This window comes from Vibrio sp. LQ2 (genome assembly GCF_023920125.1).
Classification (GTDB): Bacteria; Pseudomonadota; Gammaproteobacteria; order Enterobacterales; family Vibrionaceae; genus Vibrio; species Vibrio fluvialis.
On the sequence record NZ_CP085308.1, the window covers coordinates 1,154,736 to 1,176,864 of the forward strand.

22 protein-coding genes, 1 tRNA gene and 1 pseudogene are annotated in these 22,129 nt (G+C 46.2%); 6 read left to right on the forward strand and 18 right to left on the reverse strand.

Annotation, left to right across the window (positions count from 1 at the left end):
- The first annotated feature begins 24 nt into the window (after positions 1 to 24).
- A complete protein-coding gene (locus LGV68_RS05440; RefSeq protein ID WP_252536364.1) occupies positions 25 to 294 on the forward strand; it encodes a DUF1496 domain-containing protein in 270 nt (89 codons plus the stop codon).
- 5 nt (positions 295 to 299) lie between these two features.
- Here the strand turns inward: LGV68_RS05440 and LGV68_RS05445 are convergent, their stop codons facing one another.
- Positions 300 to 1,751, reverse strand: a complete 1,452-nt coding sequence (locus LGV68_RS05445) for an NAD-dependent succinate-semialdehyde dehydrogenase (RefSeq protein WP_252536365.1) — start codon at positions 1,749 to 1,751, stop codon at positions 300 to 302.
- An 808-nt stretch (positions 1,752 to 2,559) separates the two neighbouring features.
- On the opposite strand from LGV68_RS05445, the gene LGV68_RS05450 reads away from it, so the two are divergent.
- The 3 genes from LGV68_RS05450 to LGV68_RS05460 are packed head-to-tail and all read left to right on the forward strand — an operon-like array spanning position 2,560 to position 6,094.
- Complete coding sequence (locus LGV68_RS05450) at positions 2,560 to 3,492, forward strand: DUF6884 domain-containing protein (protein WP_252536366.1); 933 nt, start codon at positions 2,560 to 2,562, stop codon at positions 3,490 to 3,492.
- Positions 3,489 to 4,889, forward strand: a complete 1,401-nt coding sequence (gene dpdA, locus LGV68_RS05455) for a tRNA-guanine transglycosylase DpdA (RefSeq protein ID WP_252536367.1) — start codon at positions 3,489 to 3,491, stop codon at positions 4,887 to 4,889. Before LGV68_RS05450 ends, dpdA begins: the two co-directional genes overlap by 4 nt.
- 5 nt (positions 4,890 to 4,894) lie before the next feature.
- Positions 4,895 to 6,094, forward strand: a complete 1,200-nt coding sequence (locus LGV68_RS05460; RefSeq protein WP_252536368.1) for a DGQHR domain-containing protein — start codon at positions 4,895 to 4,897, stop codon at positions 6,092 to 6,094.
- A gap of 83 nt (positions 6,095 to 6,177) precedes the next feature.
- Here LGV68_RS05460 and LGV68_RS05465 read toward each other — a convergent pair whose 3' ends face one another.
- Complete coding sequence (locus LGV68_RS05465) at positions 6,178 to 6,420, reverse strand: hypothetical protein (RefSeq protein ID WP_252536369.1); 243 nt, start codon at positions 6,418 to 6,420, stop codon at positions 6,178 to 6,180.
- A 357-nt stretch (positions 6,421 to 6,777) separates the two neighbouring features.
- Here LGV68_RS05465 and LGV68_RS05470 point away from each other — a divergent pair, with 357 nt between their 5' ends.
- Positions 6,778 to 7,659: a 6-carboxytetrahydropterin synthase gene (locus tag LGV68_RS05470; protein ID WP_252536370.1), complete on the forward strand. Its 882-nt coding sequence runs from the start codon at positions 6,778 to 6,780 to the stop codon at positions 7,657 to 7,659.
- Here LGV68_RS05470 and LGV68_RS05475 read toward each other — a convergent pair.
- From LGV68_RS05475 to LGV68_RS05490, 5 genes and pseudogenes are all read right to left on the reverse strand, one after another.
- A pseudogene (locus LGV68_RS05475) lies at positions 7,646 to 8,829 on the reverse strand (IS3 family transposase). The gene LGV68_RS05470 and the pseudogene LGV68_RS05475 sit on opposite strands and share 14 nt — an antisense overlap.
- A 583-nt stretch (positions 8,830 to 9,412) precedes the next feature.
- Entirely contained in the window at positions 9,413 to 9,571 is a 159-nt protein-coding gene (locus LGV68_RS21475) for a DUF6538 domain-containing protein (RefSeq protein ID WP_354668686.1), read from the reverse strand.
- 104 nt (positions 9,572 to 9,675) lie between these two features.
- Positions 9,676 to 9,763 (reverse strand) — tRNA-Ser (locus LGV68_RS05480).
- A 136-nt stretch (positions 9,764 to 9,899) separates the two neighbouring features.
- Positions 9,900 to 10,349 (reverse strand): L-alanine exporter AlaE, encoded by a 450-nt coding sequence (locus LGV68_RS05485; protein WP_038127004.1) that lies wholly within the window; start codon positions 10,347 to 10,349, stop codon positions 9,900 to 9,902.
- Positions 10,350 to 10,588: 239 nt separating this feature from the next.
- A complete protein-coding gene (locus LGV68_RS05490; protein ID WP_024374826.1) occupies positions 10,589 to 13,012 on the reverse strand; it encodes a hybrid sensor histidine kinase/response regulator in 2,424 nt (807 codons plus the stop codon).
- A 198-nt stretch (positions 13,013 to 13,210) separates the two neighbouring features.
- Here LGV68_RS05490 and LGV68_RS05495 point away from each other — a divergent pair, with 198 nt between their 5' ends.
- Positions 13,211 to 13,780 carry a YecA family protein gene (locus tag LGV68_RS05495; protein ID WP_020327740.1) on the forward strand — a complete coding sequence of 190 codons (570 nt, stop codon included), beginning with the start codon at positions 13,211 to 13,213 and terminating at the stop codon, positions 13,778 to 13,780.
- A 56-nt stretch (positions 13,781 to 13,836) separates the two neighbouring features.
- Here LGV68_RS05495 and nadA read toward each other — a convergent pair whose 3' ends face one another.
- The 11 genes from nadA to cydB all read right to left on the reverse strand — a co-directional run bounded on the left by nadA (position 13,837) and on the right by cydB (position 22,128).
- Complete coding sequence (gene nadA, locus LGV68_RS05500; RefSeq protein WP_020327741.1) at positions 13,837 to 14,898, reverse strand: quinolinate synthase NadA; 1,062 nt, start codon at positions 14,896 to 14,898, stop codon at positions 13,837 to 13,839.
- 151 nt (positions 14,899 to 15,049) lie between these two features.
- On the reverse strand, positions 15,050 to 15,832 hold the full coding sequence (gene ybgF / locus LGV68_RS05505) for a tol-pal system protein YbgF (RefSeq protein ID WP_024374571.1): 783 nt from the start codon (positions 15,830 to 15,832) through the stop codon (positions 15,050 to 15,052).
- Positions 15,833 to 15,847: 15 nt separating this feature from the next.
- Entirely contained in the window at positions 15,848 to 16,387 is a 540-nt protein-coding gene (gene pal / locus LGV68_RS05510) for a peptidoglycan-associated lipoprotein Pal (RefSeq protein ID WP_020327743.1), read from the reverse strand.
- A 31-nt stretch (positions 16,388 to 16,418) separates the two neighbouring features.
- Positions 16,419 to 17,771, reverse strand: a complete 1,353-nt coding sequence (gene tolB, locus LGV68_RS05515; RefSeq protein WP_024374572.1) for a Tol-Pal system beta propeller repeat protein TolB — start codon at positions 17,769 to 17,771, stop codon at positions 16,419 to 16,421.
- Between the two features lie 13 nt (positions 17,772 to 17,784).
- Complete coding sequence (gene tolA / locus LGV68_RS05520; RefSeq protein ID WP_020327745.1) at positions 17,785 to 18,858, reverse strand: cell envelope integrity protein TolA; 1,074 nt, start codon at positions 18,856 to 18,858, stop codon at positions 17,785 to 17,787.
- Between the two features lie 14 nt (positions 18,859 to 18,872).
- On the reverse strand, positions 18,873 to 19,316 hold the full coding sequence (tolR, locus tag LGV68_RS05525) for a protein TolR (RefSeq protein WP_020430087.1): 444 nt from the start codon (positions 19,314 to 19,316) through the stop codon (positions 18,873 to 18,875).
- A gap of 3 nt (positions 19,317 to 19,319) precedes the next feature.
- On the reverse strand, positions 19,320 to 20,003 hold the full coding sequence (gene tolQ, locus LGV68_RS05530) for a protein TolQ (RefSeq protein WP_252536371.1): 684 nt from the start codon (positions 20,001 to 20,003) through the stop codon (positions 19,320 to 19,322).
- On the reverse strand, positions 19,993 to 20,400 hold the full coding sequence (gene ybgC / locus LGV68_RS05535) for a tol-pal system-associated acyl-CoA thioesterase (RefSeq protein ID WP_020327748.1): 408 nt from the start codon (positions 20,398 to 20,400) through the stop codon (positions 19,993 to 19,995). The genes tolQ and ybgC overlap by 11 nt, the downstream gene beginning before the upstream one ends.
- 173 nt (positions 20,401 to 20,573) lie before the next feature.
- The gene (gene ybgE / locus LGV68_RS05540) at positions 20,574 to 20,879 is read right to left on the reverse strand and encodes a cyd operon protein YbgE (RefSeq protein ID WP_038127007.1); all 306 of its coding nucleotides are present in this window, start codon (positions 20,877 to 20,879) and stop codon (positions 20,574 to 20,576) included.
- Positions 20,872 to 20,979, reverse strand: coding sequence for a cytochrome bd-I oxidase subunit CydX (gene cydX, locus LGV68_RS05545; RefSeq protein WP_000270284.1), 108 nt, complete (start codon positions 20,977 to 20,979; stop codon positions 20,872 to 20,874). Before cydX ends, ybgE begins: the two co-directional genes overlap by 8 nt.
- Positions 20,980 to 20,991: 12 nt before the next feature.
- Complete coding sequence (gene cydB / locus LGV68_RS05550) at positions 20,992 to 22,128, reverse strand: cytochrome d ubiquinol oxidase subunit II (protein WP_020327750.1); 1,137 nt, start codon at positions 22,126 to 22,128, stop codon at positions 20,992 to 20,994.
- Position 22,129 lies beyond the last annotated feature (1 nt).

The following is a 22,129-nucleotide window of genomic DNA, read 5'->3' on the forward strand; positions in this document are numbered from 1 at the left end:
TCTAGGCGCAAAAGGAGCCCGTTTATGATCAAATCCATTGGTGTATTTACAGCTATCGTTATAGCAAGCACTGTTCAGGCAAATACGGTGTCTACGTCTACCCAACAAAATACACTGTTGATGGATGGCAGCATCGGCAAGCGCGTTTGCTATTACGAAGATAAAGCGTATTCAGAAGGTTCGGTCGTTCAGATAGCGCAAGTGTATATGATATGTCAGCGAGCCAATGATTTTGAAACCAATGGCCCGCTGAAATGGGTGGTGTTACAACAGGAAAAGCCGAAAGCGCCTTAAATAGGTTAATTCAATCCACCCATCAAGGTGTATTTCACTTCCAGATATTCTTCCAGTCCGTGCTTGGCACCTTCGCGTCCCAAGCCTGACTCTTTCACACCGCCAAACGGTGCCAGCGTGGTTGAAATCAGCCCTTCATTAATCCCAACAATACCGCTTTCCAACGCTTCACTCATTCTCCAGGCTCGTGCCAGTGACTGTGTATAACAATAGGCGGCAAGACCAAAGTCAGTATCGTTCGCGCGTTCAACCACTTCCTCTTCGTTGCTAAAACGGAACAGAGCCGCAAGCGGACCGAATGTCTCTTCGCGAGTCACCAGCATATCATCGCTCATTTCAGTCAGCACATGCGGAACGAGTAAACGACTGTCATCTTGAGGCAAGGTTCCAAACGCCACTTTAGCGCCCTTTTCTACCGCATCTTTGATGTGGTTACGTACTTTCGCAACCGCTGCATCATTGATCAGTGGACCAATTTGCGTGTCTGGATCTAACCCATTGCCCACTTTCAGCTTACGCACTCGATCCACCAATTTCGCGGTAAATTGTTCATACACGCTGTCATGGACGTAAATACGGTTAGCACATACACAGGTTTGTCCAGCATTGCGGAATTTGGCGATCATCGCGCCATCCACAGCCGCGTTGATATCAGCATCATCAAACACAATAAATGGCGCATTGCCACCGAGTTCCAACGATAGCTTTTTGACGTTGGAGGCCGATTGCTCCATCAGAATTTTGCCGACTCGAGTCGACCCCGTGAACGACAGTTTGCGAACGGTTTTGCTCTTTGTCAGCACTTCACCAATCGAAATTGCATCTCCCGTCACCACTTGCAATAAGCCATCCGGCAAACCCGCACGTTTAGCGAGTTCTGCTAACGCAAGAGCAGTGAACGGTGTATCAGGAGCAGGTTTGAGTATCACTGCGCAGCCTGCTGCGAATGCAGGTGCAGCTTTTCGGGTGATCATCGCGGCGGGAAAGTTCCACGGGGTAATCGCGGCAACCACACCGACAGGCTCGCGAGAGACCAGAATACGCGCATCCGCTTTATGCGTCGGAATCATTTCGCCATAAGCACGTTTAGCCTCTTCGGCATACCACTCAACAAAGCTGGCTGCATAACCTATCTCGCCTTTGGCTTCGGATAACGCTTTGCCTTGTTCACAGGTCATCAGATAAGCCAATTCGTCTTTGTGCTGCTCAATCAGATTGAACCAACGACGCAGCACACCAGAACGGGTAGCCGCTGTTTCTTTCGCCCATGAGCGCTGCGCCTCCTGAGCCGAGGCAATCGCACGCTTTACTTGATCGGGCGTTAGCTCCGGCACCGTGCCAAGCACTGCACCATCGAACGGATTCGTCACCGTCGACGTTTTTCCATTCTCACTGGCCACCCAATTGCCGTCGATAAAACACTGCTGCCGGAACAACGCAGAATCTGATAATTGCATTCCCATCTCCTGAATAGTGAATCTTAGAGCGCTGAAATCATGTTTCAGAGTACGGCATCAGTTATAGCACTAATCAGAAACGCCGTCCGAATGAAATGGGGAGTTCACGTGCAAGAGCGTAAAAGCTCGGCAGTGACATTATCTACAAAAATGGATCAACCTAACTAATTCAGAATGCAAATTAATCCAAACATCAGCGATACAACGTCAGATTATTTGAGGTGAGAAATTACAGAAACGAAAAAGCCCCAGCATTTCTGCTGGGGCCTAGAATTTGGCGAGCAAGATTTCAGAATCATAAACATAAGACATTCATATGGTTATACTTAATAAAAACCCATATAGCAAAGTATTACATGAAGTATTACATGAAGTATTACTTAAAACAAACTATGTGATTCCATCTCAAAGGCTTACTGTCACAACTAGGTTTTGTAGTCTGAAGCGTTGATTGGTCTCATAATGTGTATAGATAAAGGCGGCTTTCCCCGAAAAGCCGCGATTAACCTAAAAATTCCCTTCCAAATTGGAAGTCCGCTTAATCTTGATTTTCCAATAAACAACGCAGCATGCTGCTACTTCCCTTACCTTTCGGTTGAAGTAACTGCTTACCTTTGCGTTCCGCTTTAATCGTATAGAAAGCTTGGTGTGTAGTAGTCAACAAAGTCCTGACTATCTGGAAAAAAAACTTCATACACTCACCTCCGAAATAAAGCATATACGAATTTAGTAGATTCAGCTAGTCTAGTTAGAGTGGAGAAAGACGTGGGTTGAAGATAGAATCTGGCGTTGTTGATAGGAGATATATATGCCAGAGATACATTTATTAGTCCCGTGCAGTGCACAGAAAACGAGTTCAGCACCAGAAAAGATGTGTTTCTCTAAACATAATGCTGCTGATTTGAATCAGTATCTAAACTCTTGGGTGGACGCGTTCAATCAGACGTCTGAGCGCCAACCAACTTCACGCCTATATGATGGCCAAGCTTTTCAATATGCGAAAGAACTCGCTGAAAAATATCACTTAAAACTATCTATATTATCAGCAGGTTTTGGATTGGTGACGAGTAACATTGAGTTGCCTAGTTACAATGCAACTTTTAGCGCAAACAAAGACCGAGTCCCCTCTCCTCAATCCTCGTGGTGGTCTTCGGTATGTCAATCTGATTTGCCAGGTACTTCTATTTTTGAGTATGTAAATGCGCACTCAGGAGACCAGTTTATCTTTTGCCTGAGCAATGAGTATTTGCGAGCAGTACAAGATGATTTGCTCTCAACGTTTGAAAGCGGTACGTTCGACAATGAGCGTATAGTGATCATTTCGTCAAATATCCCCAAAAAACTAAAAGCTTATGAATGTCGCTTCGTACATACGTCGCGCAACGTGCTAAACCACTCTAAAGCCAAAGAGAGTGGTTTAGCGATTAGCGATAGAAATGTCACTTCAATTGCATTGTATATGTTTGTTGAGCAATTAAGACTTACAAAAATACCTTTCAGTGCTATTATCCCGGCCCTAAATGAAGATTTCGCAAAGTTAAAACCGACTTTTAAGCCTAAGAGAGCAGTTCAACCCATTGAATTAATTAAAGAGTTCATCTGGAATGAAATCTGCGATAGTGAGAAGCCTGCCTCCGCAACATCCATACTTCGCAAGTATAGAGACAGTGGCTTTGCGTGCTCTGTCGAGCGCTTTGGCGAATTCTACAAACAAGTCAAATCAGAAAAAGGTTTATCGTGACTAAGTTCCGCTTTTTTTTCCCAGATAACAAAGACTTTGTCGACCCCCAATTTGATGGACGCGATAACAGCCGCACCAAGCACCATCGGCAGTATGATGATGATCACTACCCACATCAAATCCTAGCTGAACTTCCTTATGATGGTATGCTTGTATCGCTAGCTGGTGTAGGGACAATGCAAAAACGCGGTAAGTACTACGAGCAAGAGTTGACCGAGGACTTTTATTTTAACGGCGCACGCGAGTTCCTTCGTTTAGATACCAAAAAGTTCGAAAACGTAAAATTAATGGGAGACTGTGGTGCATTCGATTACCACAACGAACATGAACCTCCATTTACGGTGGACGAACTGATCGAATTCTATGATCGCGGCGGATTCGATTACGGCATCTCTCTCGACCACATTGTTTTCCCCTACTTCAAAGACGAATCCGCGAAAGACGCGGCCGCTGAAAAGTATGATTTGCATGAACTAATCGCAGAGAGTGAACGTCGTATCGACATCACGTTGACAAACGCTAAAGAATTTTACGAAAAAGCCCAAGGTTATCGTTTTGAGGCTTACGGCGTGGCTCATGGTTACGACAAACATTCTTTTCTCCGTTCGGTCAAAGAGTTGCAGAATATGGGTTACCGCAGAATCACCATCGGAGGCATGATTAAATCGAAAACCGATGAACTACTCGATCTGCTGGAAAGTTTGAGCAGTATTCGAGAGCCAGACACCCAATTCCATTTACTAGGTATTTGCCGTTTTGAAAACATCCCTGCTTACATTAAGGCCGGGGTTACCAGCGCAGATAGCACATCTCCGTTGATGCAGGGGTTAAAAGCAGGCAAATACTACTCTATATCTTCGGATTCGACGCACTTTAACGAGTCCCTAATGATTCGTGTCAGACAGTGTGACCATGACAATGTTCAAGATCATATCGACAAACACAGAGATGAGTTACGCCAATATATCTCGGCACTTCAAGACAACAACGAATTTGATATTGACTTGTCCAATACAGCGCTCTCAGTTAATGAATGCGTAAAACGGTTAGAGGTGGATTGCCTGAAAAGACTCCAACACTATGATGAGACTGGCCTCGACCTCGGTGGCGCATTAAAAGCTTTGATCGCGTATGAAAAAGTTACTAATGAGAACTACCTGCCGTCCAACCTCACTCAATCAAAATTAGCGCAACTAAAACGAAACGAAGCTAAATACCGAGAGTTTCTAAATGCGAGAGAGTGGCGTCGATGTACTTGTGGGATCTGTCAAGGTGGCTTAATGAACATCATGTTTCGTTCTAATCAGTCAAACCGCCGCCGAGGTATTCACAACCTGGCTATCATCACTAAACACAAAAATAAAGTGCTCGAAACGATCAACTCTGAAGCTAAGTAGTAACTATGTCTGAAGTTTTAAAAATTAAAGCGATCAAAGAGATCGTCAATGGTGTAACAGTTTACACAGGATGGGTAGAAGGCAAAAAAGTGCGCGATGTGGCCAAAATTGTCCACATTACCCGGGATGGTGAATACATTCACGGGTACCAGCGAAGTGAACTGCCGAAACACATTGAGTCGATCACAGATTACGTTGAGTCAAAGAATTCGACCATCTTGGCAAATTTGGTCATTGGCTTCAATAACACAGTAACGTTCGAACCTATCATGCCAGACTCTGAGTTTGGCTATTTGCATATTCCTTATGACCCTGAAAAGCCATCTAGTGAACTGCCAGGAGCTATCGTCGATGGCCAACAACGTTCAGGTGGTGTAAAGAACAGTCATCACAACAGCTATCCACTGCCAGTCTCAATTTTCATCTCAGAAAATGAGGCTGATTATATCCAGCAGTTTTTGATCTTAAACTTGGGCAAACCGCTTACGTCAGTGCAGTTGAACGCGTTAGCCTTATACGATGAAATCTACAAACCACCTGCGTTGGCAGAGAAAGCATTCCCACTTTCAATGTGCGAAGAGTTGGGCTTTCGTAGAAGCGATTCGCCACTGTTTGGGTTGATCAAGTCCAACGGAAATAAAGATGGTATAATTGCGGAGTCGTCCATTACCGAATTTATTACCAATGTTCGCCGACAGGTTTTAAGCACGCTCGGCGTACGTGTATATCAAGATCTCGATGATAACACCCGGAAAGAATTCGTTCAGATCATAATTAATTTTTGGCAGGCCGTCTCCGACGTCTTTCCACAAGAGTGGGCGAACAAATCCCGAGATATGAAGCGCTCATATATTACTCACGGCACCTCAGTGATTGGTTTCTCATACTTATGCCGCCACATGTTACGAGTGTTCCAAACGCCAAGTAAGAACGAGGGTAATGAATCTATGCTGTATCATAAAATTCCTTCCTCCAAGTTCTTTGCAAAAGAGTTATCCTTGATCAAGGATAACTGCCACTTTAGTAAAGGGTATTGGACTCTTGGCCTTGCCCGTAACCCTGACGTCAAAGATTTGCCTTATAGTCGACGTTGGAATGACTTCCAAAATACAACGTCTGAGAAGCAATTATTTGCGACCAATATTTTGCGTTTGTATGAAATCCAAAAAGGTTGGCGCAAAGACTATCCTATTTACATTGACTGATATAAATCACCACAATTTGTAGTTGGTGGTTTTGAGTTTGAAAGTGAAAAAGAGAAGGAATATAGCCTTCTCTTTTTTCTTAGTTATTTTCCTAACTCGTCCATTAACTCATACAAAAGCCCCAACTTTTCGTACCCACACAGCTCAACCATTTTCCGCAACTCGACATCCGAGACGTGGTTATTCTGGGCTTTCTTTTTTAGATCATGCCATTCCTCAGAGTCAATCTCTGATGTAATCTGACCACTGGACACACCGATCAAAAAAGGTCTCACTTCATAGTTGAATAAGCGAGATCCTATCAGACTTAATTTGTAGGCATCCATTATCGACTCTCCATCACTGACCGTTACGATTGTAAGTCATCTCGCTCACAATGCCTTCCAACAGGTGTATAAAAACCTTAAGGTCTTATCTTCTCTTTAGACTTAGACTACCACTTTATTGATAAAACGTGCCAGCCTTTTGATTCCTGACGAAAACTAACTAACACTCAAACAAAATAATAAACATCATAAAAACCAAAACACTAACTAGATTTTGTTTAGTACTCAGTTTGTTTAGTACTCAGAGAAGAACGAACTAGCCGTATGATAAGAGTTTTTGTCTATACCCCACTACATATTGATGCGATTCGGGTATAATAAAACTTCACTACAACGGCTATCATTAAAGGGTTTATTTTGAATCTATTTGTCAAAGCGCTTACTGTCATTGATGCTTCATATCTAAGTGTGAAACAAGGTATGGTGGGTGAGAGTTGGATTTTGGATGTTTCTCTTTCTGGCCAACTCAACGAAATGAATATGGTGCTCGATTTTGGTAAGGTTAAATCGCAAATTAAACACCTCATTGACCAGTTTGTTGATCATCGCTTGCTAGTGCCACTGCATAACCCAATGATTCACTCTAAAGAAATGGAAGCTAGATACAAGTGTGTAGACCTAATACGCGCAGATAAGAGCATCCACTTGAAATGCCCTGATGAAGCATACTGCTTTGTGGACGCACATGAAATTACTACTGAGACTCTAACCAAACATGTATACAACCTGTTGAAAGAAAACTTACCAGGCAATATAGATGGAATTGAAATCACATTGCGTCCAGAAAAGATCGAGGGTGCATTTTATCATTACTCACACGGATTAAAAAAGCATGATGGTAATTGTCAACGTATCGCCCACGGACACCGTTCAGCCATAGAGTTGATTGTTGATGGTCAACGAGACACAATACGTGAAGTACAATTTGCCAAACGATGGAATTGTATCTACCTCGCTTCTCTGGAAGATAAAGTAAACCTAAATACTCTGAACTTAAGCGAACATGCGAAATCTGTAACTGACCAAAGTCATTACGGATTTAGATATCTCGCTCAACAAGGTGCATTCGAACTTGCGATAGCTCAGTGTGAAACAGAGATTATTGATACTGATACAACTGTAGAACTGCTGGCCAATTACATTGCAGACGAAGTCTACAAGTCGCTGAGCGACAAACAAACGTTGAAAGTCGTGGCTTACGAAGGGGTTGGCAAAGGTGCCATCGCTAACCGGAACTAAAATTGGCCACGGTTTTAGAGTTTTCCCAATATAATCGTTCTGATTCATTGGGAGTTATGACCACCGTTATACTGATGTGGTCTAAGTTGGCAGTAGTATCCGATAATGTAACGGGTAATCTCTTGTTGAGCTTCAGCGAAGCTACGATAGCCCACAGTTGGCACCCATTCCGCTTTCAGACTTCTAAAGAAACGCTCCATCGGCGCATTATCCCAACAATTTCCTCGGCGAGATAAACTCTGCTTTATTTGAAAACGCCACAGCAATTGACGATATTTACGGCTAGTATAATGACTGCCTTGATCGCTATGGAACAGAACACCTTTAGGCTTGCCACGAGACTCATAAGCCATCGAAAGAGCTTTGCCTGTTAGCTTAGAATCAGGCGATAGAGATATCGACCAACCAATCACTTTTCGGGCAAAAAGATCGATAACAACGGCTAAATACATCCATCGATTACCTGTCCAAATATACGTCACATCACCAGCCCAGACCTCATTTGGGGTGGTAACCGCAAGCTGACGACCTAAGTGATTTGGAACTTCAATATGTTCTTGTGAAGCTTTTCGGTAACAATGTATTGGTACTTGGCAACTCACTAAACCAAGCGTTCTCATAAGCTTTGTTGCTCGGTATCGGCTCAGCTTTACACCCTGATTTGTGACTATATCTGCAATGGTTCTCGCTCCCGCAGAGCCATTGCTTGCAGCGTGAGTCTCACTGACCAAGCTGCGCAATTTTACTGTTTCAGCATTAATGACCGTTAGGCGCTTAAGCCAATAGTGAATAACTACTTCGATGAACATTGAAGACTTCGCATAATGTTTTTACGCTGTAGCTCTGCTTGAGTTTCTTGATTATCAAGAATTGTTCAGTGAGTCCGACATCAACAGAGCCGTGGCTTTTTAATACTTCATTATGCTCTTCAAGGCGAGCCAACTTCTTTTTTAATTCCAGAATTTCTATTTGTTCAGGGGTCATCGGTGACGCTTTAGGTGTTTTTTCTTGGCTCTCTTCTCTGAGCCGGCGAACCCACTTATCCATCGTGGACTTGCCCACATTAATGACTTGGGCTGCTTCAGTCACTGAGTAATTTTGGTCTAGGACTAACTGCGCTGCTTCTAACTTAAATTCTGCGCTAAATAGTCGTCTTATACTTTTTGTCATAGTGCCACCTGTTAACTTATGAGGTGATGATATCACCTCTAACTAAGTGACCAAATTCACTATGCCACTACAAAGAGACTTGTTTCACCGCTGGAGAGGACACAGACAAAGGACTCCCCGCGATAGACGTAGAAATTGGGTCATAACCAAAGTCCCGCTTGTGACGTGCTCGGCATAAAGCTTCTAGGCGATGCACGTAGTGGTAGAAGGCAACAGCCAACCGCCAACCGCCAACCGCCAGAATGAATCACTAAGTATAGAGACAACCAACCCTTCACGGTCGAGCTGTTCCAGCATGAACTCTTTCAAGTGTTCCGCTAGCTCTTGAAGCTGGCTATTAGTAGCGGTCTCAATCTCATAACCACTTAGTGGAAGGGTATCAGAGAGACCAAATTCGTGAATACTACCGTCAGTGTCACGGGTGAGCTTGAGGACGTCCCTATAGGCCCCTGTAGCGTCTAAATCGGCCTTAACGTGCTCATACCATCGCTCAGCGACAATCGCACAGTCGATAGCATTCAGCTTGATATCAGACGAGCCCAACAGCTTCAGCTTAGCTAACTCAATCTGCTTTTGAGCTTCTTCAAGATGAGCGGGAAACAGACGCTTGGCGTCTTTGAGGTTCTTGGTGCGTAGTGATGTTTTTGAACTCGGTCTTACCTATGGTGTCCCGTAACTCTTTCGGGACGTCCATTCTGAAGTAGTAGACCCCAGTTCTAGGATGTTTGTGAGGTGATGCCATGATACCCACTTGTACCTACCCTTTGTACCACTAGGTAGCCACGCCAGAAACAACTAAGCCCCTGTAACATAAGTATTCCTTATGCTACAAGGGCTTGCAGAATTTGGCGGTGAGCAAGAGATTCGAACTCTCGATACGTTGCCGTATACACACTTTCCAGGCGTGCTCCTTCAGCCACTCGGACAACTCACCGGGGTGTTAACCTCATCGGCTAACGAGGCGCTAATTTAATGATTCTGCTTAAGATGGTCAAGTGCAAAACCGAAAAAAAGAGTGCTATGCCGTTTGTTTGCTTACTAATTGGCTAATTAGCACAAAATCAACGCGCTCAAATACTTTGGTAGTAACCCGGAACTTTAAACCAGCGGCGGCACATATCCAAAAAGTAACCGTACAACACACCCATGCCACAGGAAACCAATGCGTTACTGGCCACAGCGGTCACGATCTGTTCGCTTGAAGCACCAACGGTGTAGAGGATAGCGGCATAGACTGGTGACTGGAATAGAACATAAGCCACTAGATCAGAGATATTTTTCATCATGCTGCCCGCAGAGAACTTTCTTCCCTGACGCAGTACAAAGTCACGAAAAACACCATATGGCCAAGCAATCGCGATGTTAACCGGAATAGAGAGCGTACGCGAAGCCAGCGACTGCTCAAAAGTCATACCTGAAATAAAAATCTCGATGATCATCCCAGCGACAAAACAGAACACAACCATGGCAAATGTATCCGCAGCTGCGTGTCTGATACAAAACGGACCACGTGGTTTCATTTACACCCTCTACATAAAATATTTGACTATATAAATAGCAATTAAATAAAACAGATAACTAGATATAGAATCACATCCAGATTATGACGCTATTAAATCATACAAATATTAGTTTTAGGTTCCGTTTTTTAATTTGACTGGTAAATAAACTACCAAAAAGTAAGAGAAAAGTAGCAGCTATCGCTGAATTTACAACCAATTAACAACAAGATCGTTTAAACAACAACGATAAATGTAAATTAATTACAGAATTCCGTAAGCAGGACGGTGAGTAGGTCTATCTCTTCCTGAGGCGGTATCCTGCCGCGTCGTAAACATTCGAGGGTGCTTTCCAAAACGTGGACAATCTGATGATCTGCAGGAAGTGGTAGAGATTGTTGTAGTGATTCGGTGATTTCCAACGCATCCGCAACCGCTTTGTTGTCCAGGGCAATGTAAAGCCTCACCAGAATCTCTTCAATCGTTCCCGAGAATACGGGCTTGCGATAATGAGTTTGATACTGATAAAGCGCAGTTGAATGGCGGTAGAGTGCGTCATCCAACTCATTTTCGTCGATCGGTTTTGCAATGATGAAATCGGCTCCTGCGTTGAGCATCTGCTCACGAGTCTCTTTGAAAACATCTGCGGTGCAGCCAAAAATCAGTACTTTGGATTTGGTTTCTGGCAATTGACGAATGCCACGGATTGCCTCCACACCATCTTTGACGGGCATATGGTTGTCCATCAAAACTAAATCATAGCTGCCCTCTTTCACCGCTTTAATCGCCAACGCGCCGTTTTCTACACAAGTACATTCAAACCCTTTGTTTTTCATGAAGGTTTCAAGAATGATGGTGTTAGTTCTGTTGTCTTCAACAATCAGAACCCGCAGCCCGGTATAACTGACATGGCGCAGCGGTTTTGCTGTCGTTGTTTGCGCATCCGTCGCATCTATCGCGACACTGACACGAAAACTGGTTCCGATGCCAACCTCACTCACGACGCTGACGGTACCGCGCATCAGCTCGGTAATTTGCTTAACAATCGCCAATCCCAACCCTGTGCCACCAAAACGGCGCGTAGTTGACGATTCTGCTTGCTCAAACGGCTTGAAAATCTTGCTTTGCGCGTCTTTGGGAATACCTATCCCGGTATCGCGTACCTGAATGATCAGATAGAGCTGCTCTCCAATCGTCTCCTCTTCGAGGATCACCTCAACCAAGCCACGATAAGTGAACTTGACCGCGTTGTTGAGCAAGTTGAATAGTATCTGGCGCAGGCGCGCTTTATCGGAGTAATACCAACGGTTTTCTTCAACCTGAGAATACACTTTGAACTGCAACCCTTTTTCATTGCACAAGGTTGAATAGACGCTGGTGACGCTGCCAATGATGGATTCAAGCGGGAAGCTACTGCGATCAAGTTCTAGGTGCCCCTGCTCTATTTTGGAGAAGTCGAGAATTTCATTCAGCAGTGTCATCATGTGCTCGCCCGATTCATACAGGCTCTTCATCTGCTGACGCTGACGTGGTTTGAGATCGCTTTTGAGCAGGATTTGAGCGGTGCCCAAAACTCCATTCATCGGTGTACGAATTTCATGGGACAGCGTCGCCAGAAATGCACTTTTTGCTTTAGTTGATGCCTGAGCTTTGACCTTTTCTGCTTCGAGATAAATCGTTTTTTGATTAAACGTATCAATCAGATAACGGATTTCATCCTGGCTGTGATATGGCACATCAATGATGCCGCCTTCCATCGACTCATCCACTTTTTGCGCGATAACGACAATGGGCTTGATGAGGTAGCGGTTCAGCAAGTAATAACCAAGCATTACACACAGTAGCAAAAGTGGAATCAATCCGCGTTCCACGCCAGTGATCAGCTCATATACTTGATCGTTGACTAAGCGTCGCGCATTCACTACCTCGAGCTGCCAGTGGAAATCACCAAACGGATAACGGCTGACGTACGCACCACGTCTTAAGTGGAAGTTATGTTCACTGATGATCGAACCATAGGCGTCGTGGAGTTTAACACCTAGACCATATTGCTCGGCGTGATTGGCAATGAAGTCGACGAAACCCTGCAATGATAAGTCGACCGTCGCGACCCCCGCAAACTGACCATTAACGTAATATGGCGCGGACGCAGTCACCATCTGAACCTGAGTGTAGGAGTCCACATACACCGGCGACCAAGTGACGCTGCCTTTGGCTTCATCGACAGCAGACAGATACCAACTCTCGCTGTCATACCCACCAGCGGCAGGGTTATTCCAGGAGATCAATTGGTCAACTTTGCCATCCGTTGCCCGGTTAAAAAACAGACTCGAGTACTTTACACTGGGAACAATACTGTTGGGTTTCGGCCAAAGACCGCCGCTGATCACGACACCATCCAGAATGGAGAACAGGGAACGCAGCATGCGGCCTTGTTCTTCCTGTCCTTGGCCACTCTGGCCGATGCTGACAATACTCTGCAAGACGCCAATTGAGCTGTTCAAAGGTTCGCGCACTTGCGTTGCCATGAGCGTGGCACGTAAATCGAGGTTTTGTTGCACCTCTTGTCTGAAAGGCGCTTCTACCACCCAATAGGTTACCGTTCCTATCGTCGCGAGGAAGAAGAATAAGTAGACGCCCAGAGCAAGCATACTTTTGCGCTTTAACGAGGAACGTATTTCCATAAGCCTTTGAAATTTTTCCGTTTGTACAAGTATAGTGAATAAGTTATTGAGGAAAATGTTTTATTCACGGGTTTCGTGACCCATACAGCGTTCTGCTCTCCTGTAAAAGTCGAAGAAATAACGTAACAAATTCGCCTTTAGACACCGTTTGAGGGTAAGATGGGCGCCTATTTTTCCAGATAAGTATGGAACTCTATTTTGACGTTACACGACATTCTAACCTTACCTGAACTAGAAGATCGTCTGCTGAACGAAGCAAAAACCCGTGGTTTTGTGACAGCGATGGCTTCGGCACCTAACATTCTTCCGCCTGAAGAGTGGCTACCCTTTTTGTGGGGCGGTGATGAAGTTGCACCGTTTACTGACGCTGAGGTGATGGAAAGCTACTTTCAACACATCATCGATATGTGGAACGTTTACCGTCCTGCGTTATTAAACGGCAGTTGGGCATGGCCGGAAGGTTGTGAGCTGGACGAAGAAGAGATCATCAACCAGAACGCACGTGATTTCTGTGAAGGAACTCTACAAGGCTGGCAATTGGCCCGGGACGATTGGGAAGTCTTAATGCCCGAAGAGAGCCAGGATAATGCTCTGCTTGGCGGCGTGTTACTGTCGCTGGCTATGCTGTACGATCCTGAAACTTCTCTGGCGACACTGTCTGAGCAAGGAATGGAAGGTTTAGATCAATTTGAAGAAATCTATAACGCGGTTCCGGTCATGTTGTGTGGACTGACTCAGCGCGGTGTAACGCTGGCCGAACAGCAATAATCCGTCGAATAGAAAAAGCCCGCCAATCGGCGGGCTTTTTAATGTATATCAGCAAGTTAAGCGTTGCCTTTAACCTGCATATTCAATTGTTCTGCAAAATCCAGCATACGGTTCAACGGAATCAGGGATTTGACACGCAGTGCTTCATCCACAAAGATTTCGTGCTCTTCACCGCCATCACGCAATGCTTTTTCAATCGCTTTGAGTCCGTTCATTGCCATCCACGGACAGTGGGCACAGCTACGACACGTTGCACCGGCACCTGCCGTTGGCGCTTCAATGAGTTCTTTCTCTGGCACCATTTGCTGCATCTTAAAGAAGATGCCTTTGTCAGTCGCCACAATCATTTTTTTATGTGGTAAAGACTTCGCGGCTTTGATCAATTGACTGGTCGAGCCGACGGCATCTGCCAGTTCCACCACGCTTGACGGTGACTCCGGGTGCACCAGAATTGCTGCATCTGGATACAGAGATTTCATTTTCTTCAGTGCATCAGCTGAGAACTCATCGTGTACCACACATTCGCCCTGCCAAAGTAGCATGTCTGCACCAGTTTTATTGGCAATGTATGAACCTAGATGGCGATCTGGACCCCAGATAATTTTCTTATCTTCTGCATCCAGATGTTCAACGATTTCCAGCGCGATACTGGACGTTACAACCCAGTCTGCGCGTGCTTTTACCGCTGCGGACGTATTCGCGTAGACCACCACCGTATGATCCGGATGGGCATCGCAGAACTCAGTAAATTTGTCTGCAGGGCAGCCCAAATCCAGAGAACACTCTGCATCGAGCGTTGGCATTAAAATGCGCTTCTCTGGGGTCAGGATTTTCGCTGACTCACCCATAAAACGTACACCGGCAATAATCAATGTACTGGCTGGGTGGCGATTACCAAATTTGGCCATTTCCAGCGAATCGCCGACAAAGCCGCCAGTCTCTTCTGCCAATGCCTGAATTTCAGGATCGGTGTAGTAGTGAGCGATCAGCACTGCGTCTTTGTCTTTAAGCAGTTGTTTGATGCTCGCGATGTAGGTTTGTTTTTCTTGTTCTGTTAACGGAATAGGTTTTGGAGGGAACGGGTAAACCGTCTCGATCTTATCCAGTATATGACTCATTGCTCTTGCTCTACGCAACTTCCTTTAATCCGGGCATTGTACACCGTAAATTGTTCGATAGGCAAAAGTGATTGGGCGAGAAAAACAGCGCGCAGCAATGCTTAAACCATGAGACGTTATAAGCAAAAAGGCCGCTAACGCGACCTTTTGATTATTTGAGATTTTCTCTTGCCACTTTGGCAGAAGCACTGTCCGGATACTCATCCACAACTTGCTGATAATATTTTTTGGCTTGCGCAGCATTGTTGTTGCGCTTAGCGATATCACCCAATTTGACCATGGCATCAGCGCGTTTATTGGAGTCTTTATACGTCAACACCGCAGCAAAACTTTTCACGGCGTCTTGATCTTGCTTCTTCGCAAAATAGAGCTGACCTAACCAATAGTGCGAGTTTGGCGCAAAGTTGGAATTTGGGTAATCTTTCTGAAATTGTTGAAACGCAGCGATCGCTCCGGCGTAATCTCGCTTTTTAAGGATCAGATCGACAGCATTTTCATAGGCGGCTTGCTCGTCGGCATCACTGCTGAACGTGCCAGCCGGAATATCTTCACTCTGAGCAGCATTGCTCGCCACAGCGTCGGCTGGGCGTGATTTCATTTCACTACGAACATTATCCAGCTCCACAAACAGTTCGCGCTGGCGTTGCAGCATTTGCTGCATGTCGTAGTTATTTTTTTCTATTTGCCCACGTAAATCATTAATTTCCAGGGACATATCATCCAGCTGCTTCTGCATTTGCAACTGCATGCGATTACGGTTTTCCAACAATCGTTCCAAACGAGCGACTTCACTTTCTGAAGATCCCGAACGTGTAGCGGAAGTTTGATTGCTGCTGTTGCTGAGGTCAGATACTGGAGCTGGTGCAGCGAACGAAGCGCTCGCTGCACTTGCCAGTAACGTAAGCGTGACAACGCGCTTTAGGTTACTGAACATGAGGTTCATCCTCGATTAGTACACTAGAACTGCACGGCGGTTCTTAGCGTATACTTCTTCAGTTTGACCAAGAAGTAGAGGCTTCTCTTCACCGTAGCTTACGATAGAGATTTGGTCAGCTTGAACACCCAGAGCCTCTAGGTATTTAGCAACAGCTTGTGCACGACGCTCGCCCAAAGCGATGTTGTACTCTGGAGTACCACGCTCGTCTGCGTGACCTTCGATAGTCACTTTCAGGCTTGGGTTCTTAGTCAGGTAAGCTGCGTGAGCTGCCAGCATTTCTTCGTAGTCGCTTGCGATCGTTGCGTTATCGAATGCGAAGTAAATGGTTTGAGTTTCACGAAGCGCTTGCTCTTTCAACTCTTGCTCAGAAAGTTGTGCATTCTCGTCCATTGGCGAAACAACTGTTGTGTCAACGTTGCCTGCTGTACCTGACGTAGTTTGGTTAGTTTCAGAACCAGAAGCGTTTGCTGCTTCATCGCTTGAACTACATGCAGTCACTGCTAGTACTGGTAGCGCAATCAGTAGCCCTTTAAGAACTTTGTTAAGTTGCATCTTATTTTCCTTACTATGTAATAGTTAGTTGCTATAAAAACGGAGACCAAGCAGGTGCTCTAACGCGCCCATTAGTTGCCGGTAATCTAGCTTTAAATCGTCCATCTATCGACACCATCGACAACACGTTTGTCTTGTTATAGATGGAACTGTAAATGACCATACCACCATTAGGTGCAATGCTTGGAGACTCGTCGAGCAAAGTCTTCGTCAGAATTTGCACAGAACCCGTTTCCAAATCTTGTTTTGCCAAGTTAAAGCCAGAGTTGCTGCGATTCACCATAACCAGGAATCGTCCGTCCGGTGTAATTTGACCACCTAAGTTTTGGCTACCTTGCCAGGTCAGACGTTTGGTCGCACCGTCTGTCAAATTTACTTGATATATCTGTGGTTTACCACCCCGATCCGATGTAAATATCAGGGATTTACCATCAGGATTCCAGAAAGGTTCTGTGTTATTTGATCGACCACTCGTAATTTGCGTCAGCTTCCGACTGGTCAGATCCAGCGTATACACCTGCAGACTACCCGTTTTTGAGAGTACCAGCGCTAGTGTTTTGCCATCCGGTGAGAATCTTGGTGCGCCATTATGACGTGGGTATGACGTCACCTTTTCACGCTCACCGGTATAAATGTTCATGATGTAGATTTCAGCCTGACCGTTCTGGAAGCTCACGTAGGCCAGCTTCTTGCCATCCGGCGACCAGGCAGGAGACATCAAAGGCTGTTTAGAGCGCAATACCAAACGTTCGTTGTAGCCATCGTAATCGGCCACTCGCAGCTGATATGGATAAGCATCTTTGTCGTTGACCACCACGTAAGCGATACGGGTCAGGAAAGCACCGCGCTCTCCCGTCAGTTCTTCATAAACCAAATCCGCAATGCGGTGCGCATACTCACGCATGCGTTTGGCTGGCACAGTCGCGACTTTGTTAAACAGAACATGATCTTTTGACATCACGAGCTGTCCGTCCGAACTTAGTGCGCGGCTCTGGCCTTGTGTCAGTTGACCACGTACTACATCCACTAACTGGTAGTTGATCACGTAGTTGCCTTCGGCATTCTGTGTGATGCTGCCTGTCAGCAGTGCATCGACACCAATACCAGTCCACGCGTCGAATTTTACATCCGCTTCGCTGTAGGGAGTCTGAGGCATTTTGCTGGTTGGAATTGGGCTGAATTTACCACTGCGCTGCAAGTCTGATGCAATGACGCCAGAAACGTCTTGCGGCAGCTTGGTCTTTCCTTCCCATTTGAAAGGAACAATCGCAATCGGGCGTGCAGAGTTGATACCATCGGTAATCACCAGTTCCAGCGCCGCGTTGGCAAATTGCATGCTACTTGTAACTACAAGCAGGCATCCTAACATTAATCGCTTTAACACAAGCTTTTCCTTTTTACTCTGGTACTACGGTTAAATTGATGTTCTTAAGCTTTTCAATCACGTCGGATTCGTCTTTTTTCGGCAGTGGAAAAGTCCCCACCTGAGCGACCGCACGTTTCGTTGCTGCGCACAATCTGCTGTCACCATCGAGAATTCGGAGATCGCCCACAATCGCGCCTGTTCCGGTAGGGATAAGGCGCAGATTCACCCTACACTGCTTTCCCTTAAAGCTATCTTCCAACAATAAGTTTTGCTGAATCAACTGAGTGTAGATGGCACCCCAGCGTTGTGCTTCGCTGGTAACGTGCTGCGAACGAGCCACTGAGTTATTTTGTGACTCAGTCTCAAGGCCAGCAAAGATATTGTTCAGTGCGGCTTCCTGCTCTTTACGTTCACGCTCAGCACGTTCTGCTCGTTCTTTTTCCAGTCGAGCCTTCTCTGCTGCCGCTTTGGCGGCCTTCTCTTTCGCGATGCGTTCCTGTTCCGCTTTGGCGGCCGCTTCACGCTCTTTACGCGCTTTCTCTTGCGCTTCCTGAGCGGCTTTCTCACGTGCTACTCGCTCTTGCTCAGCTTTCGCAGCAGCGGCCTCTTTGGCGACACGTTCGGCTTCCGCCTTTTTCGCCGCCTCTTCTTTCAGTTTGCGCTCCGCCTCAGCTTTAGCCGCACGTTCCTGTTCCTGACGCGCTTTTTCTGCAGCAACTTTCTGTTCCTGCTCTTTCTGCTGACGAACCTTCTCAGCTTCCCGAGCGGCTTTTGCTTCTTTAGCCTGCTGCTCTTTCAGCTGACGAATGCGCTCTTCTTCTGCTTTACGGTTCTTTTCAAGCTGCTCACTTTCGCGGCGCAGTTTGTCTAACCTTTCTTGCTCTTGCTTGGCAGCAGCTTCACGCTGACTACGGATCTGCTGAGCCTGCTGTTTGACCAAATTCGGGTCAATGACTACGGCTTCAACCATGTGTCCGCTCGTTTCCGGCTTAGACATCGTGAAATCAGTGCCCCACAACAGAGCAGCGACCAATGCCACATGTAACCCAACCGAGATGGCAAGAGGCTTTTTAAAATCGTTTTTCTTCGACTTCTGATCTTTCATGAACAGTATTAAGCCTATTCCTTGATATCCGTTAACAAGCCAACTTTAGGAATACCTGCTCGGCTCAGTTCATCCAACACCAGCACCACATCCGCGTATGGCGTGGCGCGGTCACCACCTACTGCAACTGGGGAATTCGGCTTCAGAGACAGTTCGGCTTTGATACGTACGATGACATCCTGCAACGACAGACCGCGCTGTACCTCTTCATCGTTCACGCTCAAACCGAGGTTACCCTCTTTGTCGATTTCTACGATGATGAAACTGGAATCGCTGTCACCCGCCAGTTCAGATGCGGGTTTCGCCGTCGTCGTTTGAGGCAGCTCAACATCCACACCCTGAGTTACAAAAGGCGACGTCACCATAAAGATGATTAACAGTACCAACATGACATCGATGTAAGGTACCACGTTAATCTCGGCCGTCATCTTCCGCTTTTTCGGTTGATAACCCGCCATATCTTATTCCCTACCCGCCATCGCCTGACGATGAAGAATGCTGTGGAACTCTTCTGAGAACGTGGCGTAACCATGTTCTAGTTTGCCCACCTTGTTGCTCAGACGGTTGTATGCCATTACCGCTGGAATTGCTGCAAACAGACCCATCGCCGTTGCCACGAGAGCTTCAGCAATACCCGGAGCCACCATGGCCAGTGTGGCTTGCTTTACCTGACCTAGCGCGATAAAGGCGTGCATGATCCCCCAAACGGTACCAAACAGACCGATGTAAGGGCTGATAGAACCTACGGTTGCCAAGAACGGCAGGTTAGTTTCCAGCTCATCAACTTCACGGGCCACCGCAACACGCATGGCGCGACCTGTTCCTTCCATGACGAAGTCAGGAGAAGCTGCGTTGGTTTTGCGCAGGCGCGCAAACTCGGTAAAGCCTGAATAGAAGATTTCTTCAATGCCGGAAATCTCGTCTTTGCGTTTCTTCACATCCTGATACAGCACAGACAGATCGGCACCAGACCAGAATTTGTCTTCAAATGCTTCTGCGCTGCGTGAAGCCTGAGACAACACCTTACTGCGCTTGATGATCATCGCCCATGAGACAATCGACATCCCTAAAAGGATCAGCATCACCACCTTAACGAGGAAGCTGGCTTGCAAAAATAAGTCGAGAATTGAAATATCAGCTGTCACTGTGGGTTAACTCCAAAATTATTGATTGAGGCATCGCCTTGGGTTTCATTTTCTCATTGTCGATACATGCTACCTTAACTATTGCTTTACACAATAGTTGCCCTTCAGGATTGACGAGCTCTTGACAGAAGGTTAGCGATGCCTTTTTAAGCTCTGCGATTGAGGTCACGACTGTCAATTGATCGTCAAGACGCGCCCCTTGCTTAAAGTCGATCTCAGCATGTCGGACAACGAAGCCGATTCTTTGTTCCAGCAGAACCTGCTGTGACACTCCGATAGCACGCAACATTTCTGTACGCGCACGTTCGAAAAATTTGAGGTAATTGGAATGGTAAACTACGCCACCGGCGTCGGTATCTTCGTAGTAAATGGTAATTGGCCAGTTAAAAACTCGCATAATAGGGGCGTAACCGTCTCAATAAGTGTCTGAATGAGTGGGTTACTATAACGCATCTCGTTGTTGTTAGTACAAGGTAGAGGAAAGAATTCGCAGGCTACTGACAAAAAATTAGCGCTGACTCAAAGAGACAGCGCTAATTCGCATAAATCATCATCAATGATGCTGCTTTGTTATCCGATAAGGCGAACCACCAGCAGATAACACAGAATAGGCAGCGAGATGTAAGGGCTGAATACCAGTTGCCAAATCCACTTACGCGGTCTGAAGCCAACACCGAATACCATACTTGAGCAAATGGCCCAAATCAGCAGCGGCGCAATTAAGGCGTTAAAACCGCCAATGCTTGCACTGTAAGCCTCAGGATCCCACATCACCATCGCAACGTGGTAGAAACCGAGTATCAGGGATAAAACCTTCAATACGGTTTTGTCCACTGGAGCGTGTAAATTGGCAATCTGAACAGACCAATTACTCACTATCTTTATCCATCATTTCTGAGTGCTCTAACCAAAGAGCGTTGATGATGCCGAATGCACAGGCGAGCAATACGCCAAGAATCCATGCAAAATACCACATAGTCTGAGCTCCTTAGTACAGTGAGTTTTTGTTGTCTTCGATGAACTTGTCGTCCAGACGACCAAACATTTTGTAGTAACACCAAGTGGTATAACCCAGAATGATTGGAACCATCACAAACGCCACACCTGTCATCAGATTCAGAGTCAATTCACTTGAGGTTGCATCCCACATGGTCAAGCTGTGATCAGGCATCAGGCTCGAAGGCATCACGAATGGGAACATGGCAAAGCCAGCAGTGAAGATCACACCTGCGTTACCTAGGCTTGAAGCCAGGAATGCAATGCCGCCTTTCTCGATACGAGAAGCCAGAACCGCCAGCAAAGGCATCACCACACCAAGTGCAGGAGCGGCCCACAACAGTGGGTACTGCTCGAAGTTATGCATCCAAGCGCCCGCTTCACGCGCCACTTCTTTATTCAGTGGGTTGGATGGACCCATCGTATCGATTGCACTGGTAATCACGTAGCCATCAATGTTCTGAACCCAGAAACCTGCCACCACGAATAGAATTACCGTCAGTAACCCTGTCAATTGTGCAATGTTGCGAGCACGTACATGAACAGGACCTGTCGTCTTCATTTGTAGCCATGTTGCACCTTGCATCAGGATCATGAACAGGCTAACCAGACCACACAGCAGACCGAACGGATTCAGCAGACCAAAGAATGAACCATGGTAAGTAGGCATTGCGAACTCGTTCAACTGGAACGGTACACCTTGCAGCAGGTTACCAAACGCCACACCGAAGATGATCGGCGGAACAAAGCCGCTGATGGAGATACAGATATCCCAAGTATTACGCCATTTCGGATCTTCGATCTTTGAACGGTAATCCAAACCAATCGGGCGCAGCCACAGAGCAGCCAACGTCACGATCATCGCCAGATAGAAACCCGAGAACGATGTTGCGTACACCATAGGCCACGCAGCAAACAGTGCGCCGCCTGCAGTAATCAGCCAAACCTGGTTACCGTCCCAGTGTGGAGCAATAGAGTTAATCATTACGCGGCGTTCTGTGTCGTTTTTACCGATCACAGGTACCAGCGCACCAACACCCATATCGAAACCGTCTGTAATGGCGAAGCCTACCAGCAGTACGCCGATCAGTACCCACCAAATGAGTCGTAGGATTTCGTAATCAAACATA

What these genes read in the sequence shown, in the direction of transcription:
- LGV68_RS05445 (WP_252536365.1), bottom strand. Translation starts at nt 1,751, where the DNA reads ATGCAATTATCAGATTCTGCGTTGTTCCGGCAGCAGTGTTTTATCGAC.
- tolA (WP_020327745.1), bottom strand. Translation starts at nt 18,858, where the DNA reads ATGAAAGATCAGAAGTCGAAGAAAAACGATTTTAAAAAGCCTCTTGCC.
- nadA (WP_020327741.1), bottom strand. Translation starts at nt 14,898, where the DNA reads ATGAGTCATATACTGGATAAGATCGAGACGGTTTACCCGTTCCCTCCA.
- ybgC (WP_020327748.1), bottom strand. Translation starts at nt 20,400, where the DNA reads ATGCGAGTTTTTAACTGGCCAATTACCATTTACTACGAAGATACCGAC.
- cydX (WP_000270284.1), bottom strand. Translation starts at nt 20,979, where the DNA reads ATGTGGTATTTTGCATGGATTCTTGGCGTATTGCTCGCCTGTGCATTC.
- pal (WP_020327743.1), bottom strand. Translation starts at nt 16,387, where the DNA reads ATGCAACTTAACAAAGTTCTTAAAGGGCTACTGATTGCGCTACCAGTA.
- LGV68_RS05440 (WP_252536364.1), top strand. Translation starts at nt 25, where the DNA reads ATGATCAAATCCATTGGTGTATTTACAGCTATCGTTATAGCAAGCACT.
- LGV68_RS05485 (WP_038127004.1), bottom strand. Translation starts at nt 10,349, where the DNA reads ATGAAACCACGTGGTCCGTTTTGTATCAGACACGCAGCTGCGGATACA.
- LGV68_RS05465 (WP_252536369.1), bottom strand. Translation starts at nt 6,420, where the DNA reads ATGGATGCCTACAAATTAAGTCTGATAGGATCTCGCTTATTCAACTAT.
- LGV68_RS05460 (WP_252536368.1), top strand. Translation starts at nt 4,895, where the DNA reads ATGTCTGAAGTTTTAAAAATTAAAGCGATCAAAGAGATCGTCAATGGT.
- LGV68_RS05490 (WP_024374826.1), bottom strand. Translation starts at nt 13,012, where the DNA reads ATGGAAATACGTTCCTCGTTAAAGCGCAAAAGTATGCTTGCTCTGGGC.
- LGV68_RS21475 (WP_354668686.1), bottom strand. Translation starts at nt 9,571, where the DNA reads ATGGCATCACCTCACAAACATCCTAGAACTGGGGTCTACTACTTCAGA.
- cydB (WP_020327750.1), bottom strand. Translation starts at nt 22,128, where the DNA reads ATGTTTGATTACGAAATCCTACGACTCATTTGGTGGGTACTGATCGGC.
- tolR (WP_020430087.1), bottom strand. Translation starts at nt 19,316, where the DNA reads ATGGCGGGTTATCAACCGAAAAAGCGGAAGATGACGGCCGAGATTAAC.
- LGV68_RS05450 (WP_252536366.1), top strand. Translation starts at nt 2,560, where the DNA reads ATGCCAGAGATACATTTATTAGTCCCGTGCAGTGCACAGAAAACGAGT.
- ybgF (WP_024374571.1), bottom strand. Translation starts at nt 15,832, where the DNA reads ATGTTCAGTAACCTAAAGCGCGTTGTCACGCTTACGTTACTGGCAAGT.